The organism is Thiemannella venezuelensis, from assembly GCF_014203605.1.
Lineage (GTDB): Bacteria > Actinomycetota > Actinomycetes > Streptosporangiales > Streptosporangiaceae > Planomonospora_A > Planomonospora_A venezuelensis.
In genome coordinates, this window is record NZ_JACHJJ010000024.1 from 64,852 (window position 1) to 76,657 (window position 11,806).

10 protein-coding genes are annotated in these 11,806 nt (G+C 74.9%); 5 read left to right on the top strand and 5 right to left on the bottom strand.

All coding sequences use genetic code 11. The features are described from left to right. Positions 1–31: 31 nt before the first annotated feature. Together FHS22_RS28725 and FHS22_RS28730 are read right to left on the bottom strand one after the other, a co-directional pair. Entirely contained in the window at positions 32–2,533 is a 2,502-nt protein-coding gene (locus tag FHS22_RS28725) for an ABC transporter permease (RefSeq protein WP_221474235.1), read from the bottom strand. Further along, on the bottom strand, positions 2,527–3,345 hold the full coding sequence (locus FHS22_RS28730; protein ID WP_184946732.1) for an ABC transporter ATP-binding protein: 819 nt from the start codon (positions 3,343–3,345) through the stop codon (positions 2,527–2,529). Before FHS22_RS28730 ends, FHS22_RS28725 begins: the two co-directional genes overlap by 7 nt. A gap of 134 nt (positions 3,346–3,479) precedes the next feature. Here FHS22_RS28730 and FHS22_RS28735 point away from each other — a divergent pair, with 134 nt between their 5' ends. Both FHS22_RS28735 and FHS22_RS28740 read left to right on the top strand, forming a co-directional pair. Next, the gene (locus tag FHS22_RS28735; RefSeq protein ID WP_184946734.1) at positions 3,480–4,697 is read left to right on the top strand and encodes a sensor histidine kinase; all 1,218 of its coding nucleotides are present in this window, start codon (positions 3,480–3,482) and stop codon (positions 4,695–4,697) included. A gap of 120 nt (positions 4,698–4,817) precedes the next feature. Then, positions 4,818–5,447, top strand: coding sequence for a response regulator transcription factor (locus tag FHS22_RS28740; RefSeq protein WP_338048001.1), 630 nt, complete (start codon positions 4,818–4,820; stop codon positions 5,445–5,447). A 96-nt stretch (positions 5,448–5,543) separates the two neighbouring features. Here FHS22_RS28740 and FHS22_RS28745 read toward each other — a convergent pair whose 3' ends face one another. Both FHS22_RS28745 and dapD read right to left on the bottom strand, forming a co-directional pair. Beyond that, a complete protein-coding gene (locus tag FHS22_RS28745) occupies positions 5,544–6,206 on the bottom strand; it encodes a hypothetical protein (protein ID WP_260408388.1) in 663 nt (220 codons plus the stop codon). Between the two features lie 4 nt (positions 6,207–6,210). Then, the gene (gene dapD, locus FHS22_RS28750; RefSeq protein WP_184946738.1) at positions 6,211–7,188 is read right to left on the bottom strand and encodes a 2,3,4,5-tetrahydropyridine-2,6-dicarboxylate N-succinyltransferase; all 978 of its coding nucleotides are present in this window, start codon (positions 7,186–7,188) and stop codon (positions 6,211–6,213) included. A 179-nt stretch (positions 7,189–7,367) separates the two neighbouring features. Between dapD and thrS the strand changes: the two genes are divergently transcribed. The 3 genes from thrS (at position 7,368) to FHS22_RS28765 (ending at position 10,970) form a co-directional block, all read left to right on the top strand. Continuing rightward, on the top strand, positions 7,368–9,335 hold the full coding sequence (gene thrS / locus FHS22_RS28755; RefSeq protein WP_184946740.1) for a threonine--tRNA ligase: 1,968 nt from the start codon (positions 7,368–7,370) through the stop codon (positions 9,333–9,335). 178 nt (positions 9,336–9,513) lie between these two features. Beyond that, complete coding sequence (locus FHS22_RS28760; RefSeq protein WP_184946742.1) at positions 9,514–10,116, top strand: TetR/AcrR family transcriptional regulator; 603 nt, start codon at positions 9,514–9,516, stop codon at positions 10,114–10,116. After that, positions 10,113–10,970, top strand: coding sequence for an NAD(P)-dependent oxidoreductase (locus tag FHS22_RS28765; RefSeq protein ID WP_184946743.1), 858 nt, complete (start codon positions 10,113–10,115; stop codon positions 10,968–10,970). Before FHS22_RS28760 ends, FHS22_RS28765 begins: the two co-directional genes overlap by 4 nt. A 133-nt stretch (positions 10,971–11,103) precedes the next feature. Here FHS22_RS28765 and FHS22_RS28770 read toward each other — a convergent pair whose 3' ends face one another. Beyond that, positions 11,104–11,667 carry an Asp23/Gls24 family envelope stress response protein gene (locus FHS22_RS28770; RefSeq protein ID WP_184946745.1) on the bottom strand — a complete coding sequence of 188 codons (564 nt, stop codon included), beginning with the start codon at positions 11,665–11,667 and terminating at the stop codon, positions 11,104–11,106. Positions 11,668–11,806: the final 139 nt, after the last annotated feature.

Genomic DNA, 11,806 nt, shown 5'->3' on the forward strand with positions numbered 1-11,806 from the left:
CCGATGCCAGGGGCCCGCCGGACGGCGGCGGTCAGCGGGCCCGCCGCACGGCGGCCAGGGCCGGGAGCACCGCCGCGCCCACGGCCAGCGCCAGGCACCCGCCGACCACGACGAGCACGACCGGCCACGGGACGACCAGCGCCGCAGCGGCGCCGATCTGCTCGCTCAGCCCGGACCGCATGCCCAGCAGCGCGGGGAAGGCGACCGCCATGCCGAGCGCGGTGCCCAGCCCGGTCACGGCGGCCGACTCGGCGGAGACCATCCCGATCACCTGCCGTGACGTGGCCCCAGACAGCCGCAGCACCCGGAAGTCGGCGGCCCGTCCCGCGGTGGCCATCACCATCGTGTTGGCGACCGCCAGGCCGGTGTAGCCCACCGCCATGCCGACCAGGATCAGCGTGAAGACCCAGACGAGCCGGTCCTCCTCGTCGCCCGCGTTCCTGGCGTAGGCCTCCGCGCCGAGCACCCGGCCTCCGGGGACCTCGCCCCGGACCGGGCCGTCGAGGAGGACCTCCCGGGTCAGGGCCGAGGGGTCGTGGGCCCGTACGGTGCCCCGGGGAAGGAGGAGGGGGGCCGGGGAGTCGGCGACGACGGCCGCCACGGCCAGCGTCTCGGTGCGGCCGTCCTCGAAGGCCAGGGAGACCGTGCGGCCGGCCCGCCAGCCGCGCTCGTCCGCCAGCCACCGGGCCACGACCACCCCGCCGTCACCACTCCCGCCAGCACCGCTGTCACCGCCGCCACGGGCGGTGCTTTCACGATCGCGACCGGTCCTGTCCGCGTTCCCGGCCGGATCCCGGCCGTTCCCGCCGTCCCGCCCCGCGGCCAGAGAGCCTTCGAGGACCTTCAGCCGGCCCGCCGAGCGGGCCAGTGCCTCGGGGGTGATCCCGGCCGCCTCCAGGGGCGGCCCGCCCTCGCCGTACACCGTGGTCGGCAGCAGCGAGACCCCGCCCGCCGCGGTGACGGCGGCGTCCGACAGCCCGGGCGTGCCGTCGGGCACCACCACCGCCTCCGCCCCCACCGCCGTGGTGCGGCCCAGTGCGAACGCCCCCGCCGTCGTCTGCGTCATGCCGGTGACCAGCACCGCGAAACCCACGGTGACCAGCACCGGCGCGGCCGTGGACGAGGTCCGTCGCACCGCCGCCAGCATCTCCTCGCGCACCAGCATCCCGGTGGCGCCCCGGGTCCGGAGGAGCGGCCGGGAGAGCACCCGCACGACGGGCGGGACGATCGCCGGGGCGAGCAGGGTCAGGCCCAGGATCAGCGCCATCGCGGCGTACAGGGAGTAGTTCACGATCGCGTCGGCTCCGGCCCCGGCCGTGGCCGCGGCGCATCCGGTCCCGAGCAGGGTGAACGCCGCCCCGGAGATCCACCGCGCACGGGTCATCGGCCGCCGGTCCGCCTCGGCCTCGCGCAGCGCCTCCAGCGGGCGTACCCGCCCGGCCCGGCGTGAGGCCGACCAGACGGCGAGCAGCGCGACGCCCAGCCCGGTCCCGAACGCGGCGACCGGCGGCCAGGCCTCGATCCGCACGGAGAAGCCCGGCGGCTCGAAGCCCGCCTCGACCAGCAGGCCGCCGAACACGGGGGCCAGCACGATCCCGAGCGCGGCCCCGGCCGCGGCCGCGGCGGCGCCGACCGCGAGCGCCTCGCCGTACACCATCCGCCGCACCTGCCGCGGCGTGGCGCCCACCAGCCGCAGCAGCCCGAACTCCCGCCGCCGCTGGACCACGCCGAACGCGAACGTGGAGGCCACCACGAACACCGAGACGAACCCGGAGACGGCCGCCATGCCCGTCAGGACCTGCGTGCCGATCCACCGGACGCGCTCGTCGGCGCGCGGCTCCAGCGCCGCCCGCGCGTCACCGGCGAGCACTTCGCCCCCGTCGCCGACGATCTCGCGGGCCATGCCCTCGACCCGGGCGAGGTCCGCCCCGGCTCCGGTCACCAGCCCGATCACCCGGACCCCGCCGGAGAACCGGGCCGCCGCCGCGTCGGTCACGTGGAAGCCCGGCGCGGCGAGGGTGCCGGTCACGGTGTACGGCTCCGGCCCGGCGGCGGTGAGCAGGGTGACCGGGGAGCCGGGGGAGATCCCCAGCGCCCGGTCCAGCACCACCTCGCCGTCCCGCGCGGGCGGCCTGCCCTCCACCGGCCCGTACGGCGCCAGCGCCACGCTCGACCAGCCGTGACCCCGCAGGTCCCCGGGGACCGGCCGGCCGGCCACGACCGCCTGGGCGTAGAACGACCGGTCGGCGACCGCCGCCGTCACCCCGGGGATGCCGCGCAGCCGGGCGGTGAGGGCCGTCACGGCCTCCGGGGACCAGGGTCGGTCCTCCAGGAAGAAGCCCTCGCCCTGCTCGGCGACCGGGGTGCGGACCAGCACGCCGGTGCCCGCGTACCGGTCCGGGACGCGGGGCGAGGCCGACGCGTGGACCAGGGCCGTCATCGACATGAGCGCCACGCCCAGGCAGAGGGCGGTGAACGCCCCGGCGAAGCCGCTCCACCGGCCCCGCGCCATCGCCAGACCCGTCCTCAGCACGACGCCTCCAGTGCGGCCATCCGAGCCGCGATCAGCTCCGGGCTCAGCCCGGTCGGCGCCGGGCCGGCTCCGCCGCCGCGGTCTCCGCCGGCGGCGAACTCGTCCACCACCCGGCCGTCGGCCAGCAGCAGCACCCGGTCGGCATGGGCCGCCGCGACCGGGTCGTGGGTGACCATGATCACCGTCTGCCCCCGGTCGTCGGTGAGGCCGCGCAGCAGCCGCAGGACGTCCCGGGAGGTCGCCAGGTCGAGCGCGCCGGTGGGTTCGTCGGCGAAGAGCACCGCGGGCCCGGTGACCAGCGCCCGGGCGATCGCCACCCGCTGCCGCTCCCCGCCGGACAGCTCGCCCGGCCGGTGCCCGGCCCGCCCGGCCAGTCCCACCTCGGCCAGCGCGGCGCGCACCTGCGCCGCCCGGGGCCGGGTCCCGGCGAGCCGGAGCGGCAGGGCCACGTTCTGCTCGGCGGTGAGGGCGGAGACCAGGTTGAAGGACTGGAAGACGAATCCGACGCGCTCCCTGCGCAGCAGGGTCAGCGCGGTCTCGTCCAGCGGTCCGAGGTCCGTCCCGTCGATGGTCACCTTGCCGGCGGTCGGCCGGTCCAGCCCGGCGGCGCAGTGCAGCAGGGTGGACTTGCCGGAGCCCGAAGGACCCATCACGGCGGTGAAGGTGCCTTCGGGAAAGGAGACCGTCATGTCGTCCAGCGCGGTCACCCCGCCGGCCGCGGAGCCGTACACCTTGCTCACCGACCACAGCTGGACCGCCTCCGCCGCTGGGCGGGGCGGTGGGGGGAGGGGGGCGGAAACGGGAGTCGTCATGGGGTCAAGCCAACGCCGGACCGGCTTCCGGCGCATTGGCGGTGGCACGAGGACCGCGGCTCCACGGGAGGCGAGGGCCAGGACTACAGCTGGCACTACCGCCGGGGGCCCGTGAGCCGGATAGCGTCGGAACCGTGCCCACCGCTCCCGCCCGGACCGCGCTCCAGGCCCTCGTCCGCAACCCGGCGGGGCTGCTCTGGTCACCGTGGCCGTGGCGGTCGCTCGCCTACCTGCTGAGCAGCGCGCCGATCGGCCTCCTCCCGGTGTACCTGCCCTTCCTGGCCTATGTGTACGGCATCCTGCCCGCGGCGGTGCTGGCCGTCCTCGTCGTCGCCGGCGCCGGGATCCCGGTGGCGAGGTTCGAGCGGCTGCGGCTGCGGCTGGTGGACCTCGATCCGCTTCCCGACCCGCACGCCGGGCCCCGTCCCCCCGGCCTGCGCGCGCGGGTCCGCGCGCGGCTGCGCTCGCCGGCCACCTGGCGGGACTTCGGCTACGCGCTGGTCTCGCTGATGGCGCTGTGGTGGATCGACCTGTCGGTGATCGCCCTCGCCGGCGGGGTCCCGGCCATCCTGATGTCCGCGCCGTTCCAGCCGGACGCGTCGCCCGTGCTCGGCGCCGTCCTGGCCGTGGCCGGGTTCGCAGCCCTGCCCGTGGCCGCCTACCCGATCACCGCGTGGGCCGGGGGCCGGGCCGTGATGGCACGCGCGGTCCTCGCCCCCCGCGACGCCGAGCTGATCGAGGTCGTCCGGTCCAGGGCACGCCTGGTGGACGCCTTCGAGCTGGAGCGCCGCCGGATCGAGCGGGACCTGCACGACGGCGCGCAGCAGCGGCTGGTCGCGCTCACGCTGACGCTGGGCATGGCCGGGCTCGACCTGGAGCCCGGGTCCCCGGCGGCCGCGCGGGTCGCGGAGGCGCACGAGCAGGCCCTGCTCGCCCTGGCCGAGCTGCGCGAGCTGATCCGGGGCGTGCACCCGAAGGTCCTCACCGACCACGGCCTGCCCGACGCGGCCCTGGACGTGGCCGGGCGCTCACCCGTCCCGGCGGAGGTCGACATCGCACTGCCCGGCCGGCTGCCCGCCCCGGTCGAGGCCGCGGCCTACTTCGTGATCGCCGAGGCGCTCGCCAACGTGGCCCGGCACAGCCGGGCGAACCGCTGCCGGATCCGGGGCCGCCTGGTCGGCGAGACGCTCCTGATGGAGATCCGCGACGACGGGATCGGCGGGGCCGACCCGGCCGGGGGCACCGGGCTGGCGGGCCTGGCCGACCGGGTCGCGGTGGTGGACGGCAGGATGTCGGTGTCCAGTCCGGCCGGAGGGCCCACCCTGCTGCGGGTGGAGATCCCGTGCGGGTAGGACCCCCGGACCGGGGCCGGTGCCGGGATCGGCGCCGGGAGCGGGATCATGGTCGGTGTCCGGGCCGGGCCGGAGCGGCGGAGGAGTCCGTCCGGTGGTCGTGATCGGGAGAGGTGCGCCGTGCGGGTGGTTCTGGCGGAGGATTCCGTGCTGCTCCGGGAAGGGCTGGCCGGCCTGCTGGAGCGGTTCGGCCACACCGTGGCCGCCGCCGTGGGAGACGCCCCCGCGCTCGTGGCCGCCGTCGAGGAGCACGGGCCGGACGTCGTGGTGACCGACGTGCGGATGCCTCCCGGCTTCACCGACGAGGGGCTGCGCGCCGCGCTCACGCTGCGCCGGGCGCGCCCCGGGCTCCCCGTGCTGATCCTCAGCCAGTACGTCCAGCAGGCCTACGTCGAGGAGATCATGGGACCGGGCGTCGGCTACCTGCTCAAGGACCGGATCGGCCACGTGGCGGAGTTCGCCGACGCGCTGGAGCGGGTCGCCGCCGGAGGCACGGTCATCGACCCCGAAGTGGTCAGGCAGCTTCTCGCCCGGCGGCGTGACCCGCTGCAGCGCCTGACCCCCCGGGAGCGCGAGGTCCTCGCGCTGGTCGCGGAGGGCCGCTCGAACGCCGCCGTGGCCCGGGCCCTCGTGGTGACCGAGGCCGCCGTCGCCAAGCACATCGCCGCCATCCTCGCCAAGCTCGACCTGCCCCCGGCTCCGGACGACCACCGGAGGGTCCTGGCCGTCCTGGCCTACCTCAAGGGCTGAGCCCGCCGTCCGCGGAGCCGGGGCAGGATGCAGGAACCGGCGCCCCGGCCGTACGGCGGGAGCCCGGCCGCTTCAGCAGCAGCCGCCGGACGGACCTCAGATGCCGAACGCCGCCAGCGTCGCCCAGGCCGAGCCCGCGCCGCTGACCGCCCCGGCCGCGACCTGGGCCCGGGTGTGGTGCCCGAGCCGTACCCGCGCCCAGCAGATCAGCGCCACGACCGGCGCGCCCGCCGCCAGGGTCGGTACGGCGGGCAGCACGTGGGCCAGGAGCACCACGGTGCCCGCCGACACGGCCGCGTGGAAGGAGATCTTCCAGCGCAGGGTGATCGGGACCGTCAGGGCGAGCGCGGCCAGCATGGCGGTCACCGTGGCCACCAGGAGCCGGGGCGCGTCCAGGACTGCCAGCAGCACCAGCGCCGCGATCACCGCGACCATCGCGACCAGCAGCGGCCTGGTCCGGCTCTCCCGCCTCACCAGATGGTGGGAGTCGAGCCGCCCGGCACGGACCCCGGCCATGATCACACCGGCGGGGACCCCGCCGCACAGCGCCGAGGCCACCAACCCCCACCCCGCGCCCGGCCAGCCGCCGGTCATCAGCCCGATGAGCGGCGGCAGCACGATGACCAGTGCCTGCGGGGCGAACAGCCCCGTCACCCAGCGCGCGACCCGGGTGCCCACGCTGGAGTCGGCCGGCAGGCCCGTGCCGGAGCCGGCCGGCGTGCCCGCCGGGGATCCCGGAACCGCCTCCTGTTCCGCCATGCCGTCAGTCGTTGGCGTGCAGGATGCTGTTGAGCTCCACGCCGGTGCCCTCGCGGGGGAGGACCTCGATCGCGCCGGTGGTGGAGTTGCGGCGGAACAGCAGGCCGGAGGCGCCGGAGAGCGCGGCGGCCTTGACGACCTTCCCGTCGGGGAGGATGACCCTGGTCCCGGCGGTGACGTAGAGGCCTGCCTCCACCACGACGTCGTCGCCCAGGGAGATGCCGATGCCGCCGTTGGCGCCGATCAGGCAGCGCTGCCCCACGGAGATGACCTGCCTGCCGCCGCCCGACAGGGTGCCCATGATCGAGGCGCCGCCGCCGACGTCGGAGCCGTCGCCCACGACGACGCCCGCCGAGATGCGTCCCTCGACCATGGAGGCGCCGAGCGTGCCGGCGTTGAAGTTGACGAAGCCCTCGTGCATCACCGTCGTGCCGGAGGCCAGGTGCGCGCCGAGGCGGACCCGGTCGGCGTCGGCGATCCGCACGCCGGTCGGCACCACGTAGTCGACCATCCGGGGGAACTTGTCGATCCCGTGGACGGTCACCTGGCCGCGGGCGCGCAGGCGGAGCCGCGCCTGCTCGAATCCCTCGACCGGGCACGGACCGTGGTTGGTCCACACGACGTTGCTGAGCAGGCCGAACAGGCCGTCCAGGTTCTGCCCGTGCGGCTGGACGAGGCGGGCGGAGAGCAGGTGGAGCCGGAGGTAGGCGTCGTGCGCGTCGGCGGGCGGCTCGGAGAGCTTGGCGATCCCGGTCTCCACGGCGACCACCTCCACGCCGCGGTCGGCGTCGGGGCCGAGCAGCGCGGCCGCGGCGGGGCCGAGGGCCTCCGCGGCCTCCTGGGCGGTCAGCCGCCGGGTGCCGGCGGCGGAGGGCTCGCCCAGGCGGGGAGAGGGGAACCAGGTGTCGAGCACGGTCCCGTCGGAGGTGATGGTCGCGATGCCGACGCCGTGGGCGCCGGAGGTCTGAGGTGCTGCGTTCACAGGGACCAAGCGTAGTGACAGACCGGCGGCGGAGGCGGATGGGCTCCCCGGGAGGACGGCGCGGGGGAGGATCCGGGACGTCGGGAGGGATCATGCGCCCGGCGCGCCGGAGCGACTGGGATCGCGCGCCGCCGACACCGGTAGCATCGGTTCCCTGACCACTCGATGAAGGAGCAACCGTGTCTGCCGTGCCAGAACTTCGTATCACCCTCGCCGGAGCCGAGCGTGTGGTGGCGGGGGGCACGACGTACGGCGAGGCCCTCGGCGCCGACGGACGCTCCGTGGTCGCCGCCCGCGCCAACGGCGAGCTGAAGGACCTCGCCGCGGCCGTGGCCGACGGCGACGTGATCGAGCCGGTCGAGGCCGGCAGCGCCGACGGCCGGGCCATCGTCCGCCACTCCACCGCGCACGTCATGGCCCAGGCCGTCCAGGAGATCTTCCCCGAGGCGAGGCTCGGCATCGGCCCGCCGGTCGAGAACGGCTTCTACTACGACTTCGACGTGAAGAACCCGTTCACCCCCGAGGACCTCAAGCGCATCGAGAAGCGCATGCGCGAGATCGTCAAGCAGGGGCAGCTGTTCGCCCGCCGCCCCGTCACCGACGAGGCCGCCCGCCAGGAGCTGGCCGCCGAGCCGTACAAGCTGGAGCTGATCGGGCTCAAGGGTGGCGCGGCCGACGAGGAGAGCGTCGAGGTGGGCGGCGGGGAGCTGACCATCTACGACAACCTCGACCCCAAGACCGGCGAGCTGTGCTGGAAGGACCTGTGCCGCGGCCCGCACGTGCCGACCACCCGGTCCATCCCGGCCTTCAAGCTGATGCGCTCCGGCGGCGCCTACTGGCGGGGCAGCGAGAAGAACCCGCAGCTCCAGCGGATCTACGGCACCGCCTGGGAGTCGCGCGAGAAGCAGGACGAGTACCTCCACCTGCTGGAGGAGGCCGAGAAGCGCGACCACCGCAAGCTCGGAGCCGAGCTCGACCTGTTCTCGTTCCCCGACGAGCTGGGATCGGGCCTGCCGGTCTTCCACCCCAAGGGCGGCGTGATCCGCAAGATCATGGAGGACTACTCGCGGCGCAGGCACGAGGAGGCGGGCTACTCCTTCGTCAACACCCCGCACATCACCAAGGACAACCTCTACAAGGTCTCCGGCCACCTCGACTGGTACGCCGACGGCATGTTCCCGCCCATGGAGCTTGAGGGCGCCAAGTACTACCTCAAGCCCATGAACTGCCCGATGCACAACCTGATCTTCCGGGCGCGCGGGCGCTCCTACCGGGAGCTGCCGCTGCGGATGTTCGAGTTCGGCACGGTCTACCGCTACGAGAAGTCGGGCGTCGTGCACGGCCTGACCCGGGTGCGCGGCCTGACCCAGGACGACGCGCACATCTACTGCACCCGCGAGCAGATGCGCGAGGAGCTGGCGTCGCTGCTGCGCTTCGTGCTCGACCTGCTGCGCGACTACGGCCTGAGCGACTTCTACCTGGAGCTGTCCACCAAGGACCCGGTCAAGTTCGTCGGCACCGACGAGGACTGGGAGGAGGCGACCCAGACGCTGCGCGAGGTCGCCGAGTCCGAGAACCTGGAGCTCGTCCTCGACCCGGGCGGCGCGGCCTTCTACGGGCCGAAGATCTCGGTGCAGGCGCGTGACGCGATCGGCCGCTCCTGGCAGATGTCGACGATCCAGCTCGACTTCAACCTGCCGCAGCGCTTCGAGCTGGAGTACCAGTCGGCCGACGGCTCGCGCCAGCGGCCCGTCATGATCCACCGCGCGCTGTTCGGCTCGATCGAGCGCTTCTTCGGCGTCCTGGTCGAGCACTACGCGGGAGTCTTCCCGCCGTGGCTCGCCCCGGTGCAGGCCGTCTGCATCCCGATCGCCGAGGCCCACGCGCCCTACCTGCAGGACGTGGCCAAGAAGGCCCGCGAGCGGGGCGTCCGGATCGAGGTGGACGCCTCCGACGACCGCATGCAGAAGAAGATCCGCAACGCGCAGAAGGCCAAGGTGCCGTTCATGCTCCTGGCCGGCGACGAGGACATCGCGGGCGGAGCGGTCTCCTTCCGTTTCCGCAACGGCGAGCAGAGGAACGGAATCCCGGTCGACCAGGCGATCGACGAGATCGTCGAGGCGATCGAGCGCCGCGTCCAGGTCTGACCCGCGCCCGGCCCGCCGCCCGCCACGGGCGGCGGGCCGCGGCGGACGGGCGCCCTCCCCGCCCGGTACCGTCCGGCGTCCCGGAGCCGTCCCGGCGGTGACCTGCATGCAGGCTGCGCCGTACTCTGCCGCCTGAAATATTGACTGATCGTTCCAGATGTGCGGTAGTGTGCGACGCATGGCACGGACGAGGGAGTTCGACACCGACGCGGTGGTCGACGACGCGATCGGCGTCTTCTGGCGCAAGGGCTACGCCGCGACCTCGATCCAGGACCTGGTCGAGGCCACCGGGGTCGGCCGCGGCTCGCTGTACGCCGCCTTCGGCAGCAAGGACGGGCTCTACGAGGCCGCGCTCGTGCGCTACGCCGAACGGGCCGCCTCCGACATCGCCGCTCGCCTGGAAGGCGCGGCCCCGGCCTGCGAAGTCCTCCGCGACCTGCTGCTCCACGTCGTTGACGCGACGGTCGCGGACCCGGGCCGGCGAGGCTGCCTGATCACCAACGCCGCGACCGAGCGGCTGCCGGACGATCCGGTCGCCGCCCGGGTGGTCGGCCGGGCGCTCGACCGCAACGCGATGTCCGTCACCGCCGTGCTGCGCCGCGCCCGCGAGCGCGGCGAACTGCCGCCGGACGCCGACGTGACCGCGATGGCCGACCTCGTCGTGACGATGATCCAGGGCCTGCGCGTCCAGGGCAAGGCGGGCGCCGACCGGCGGCGGCTGGCCGCGGTCGTCGACGTGACACTATCTGTACTGTTCGTTCAAGATAGGAGTTCGTTATGACCACCGTCGCGTTGCTGGGCACCGGGATCATGGGCGCGGCGATGGCGCGCAACCTGGCGAGGGCCGGTCTCGAGGTCAGGGTCTGGAACCGGACCAGGGAGAAGGCGCTGCCGCTGCAGGCCGACGGCGCCACCGTCTCCGCCACCCCCGCCGAGGCCGTGGCGGGCGCGGACGTCGTGATCACGATGCTGAGCGACGGCGACGCGGTCCACGGAGCCATGTCCGCCGCCGCTCCCGGGCTGCGGGCCGGGCAGGCGTGGGCGCAGATGAGCACGGTGGGCGTGACCGCGATCGACCGGCTCGGCGCGCTGGCCCGCTCACACGGGCTGGTGTTCGTGGACGCGCCCGTGCAGGGCACCCGGCAGCCCGCCGAGGCGGGGACGCTGGTCGTGCTCGCCGCCGGACCCGCCGACGAGCGGCTCGAACCCGTCTTCGCCGCCGTCGGCGGCACGACCCTGTGGGTCGGGGAGGCGGGCGCGGCCACCCGGCTCAAGCTCGTCACGGTCGGCTTCGGGATCGAGCTGACCTCCGTGCTGGCCGAGGCGCTGGCGCTGGCCGAGGGGCTCGGGGTGGAGCCGGAGCTGTTCGCCCGGGTGGTCACCGGCGGGCCGATGGACAGCCCTTACCTCCAGGCCAAGATGAAGGCCGTCCTGGGCGGGGACTACTCGCCCAGCTTCACCGTGCGCAACGCCGAGAAGGACACCCGGCTCATCGCCGAGGCCGCCGCGGCCGCCGGGGTCGCGGTGGACCTGGCCGAGGCCGCCGGCGCGCGGCTCCGGCGGGCCGAGGCCCGGGGGCACGGAGACGACGACATGGCGGCGAGGTACTTCGCCGGTTCCCCCGCGCCTGCGTAGACCGGGCTCCCCGCGTAACCGGGCTCCCCGCGTAACCGGGCTCCCCGCGTAACCGGGCTCCCCGCGTAACCGGGCTCCCCGCGCCGGGACGGGCTGCGGGCCCGTCCCGGCGCGGGCGGGACGCCACCGAGCGCTACGCGTCCTCGCCCGCGGTGTCCCCGGCGGGCTCGGCGCCGGACTCACCGGGCAGGCGGACGTCGTCGACGTTGACGTTGACCTCGACGACGCGCATGCCCAGCATCCGGCTGACCGTGCGGGCCACGTTGGTCTTGACCTCGTTGGCCACGTCCATCACCGCGTGGCCGTACTCGGCCACGATCGCCACGTCCACGGCGACGGTGCGGTCCTGGACGTGGGCGACGACCCCCTGCGGGCCCCGCCGGCCGCCGGCGCGCCCGCGGGCCGGGTCGACCGCGTGAGCGGGGTCCTCGCCCAGCCCGGCGACGCCGGTCACCTCCAGCGTGGCGAGCGCGGCGACCTTCTCGACCACCTCGTCGGCGACCTTGATCCGGCCCTTCACCACGGCCGAGGACGTCGGCTCGGGGGCCGAGGCGACGGACATGCTCAGGGAGAACGGGCGGACGGCGGCCGGCTCGGCGGGAGAGGCGGAAGGCTCGGGAGACGCGGGAGACTCCGCCTCCTCGGTGATCTCCCCGGCGGTCCTGTCCAGGGGTTCCTCGACGGAGACGTCGGTCATGGCTTGCTCCTCGGCTGTCATCTGGCGCGCTCGCTGGGACTCTGCCGGAAGTATGCCGTATATGTCCGCTACGGCTGTAGAGAAGCGGCCCGACCGGGATGCCGGAGGAACGCGTGGATCCGCCGGGCAATATGCTGAC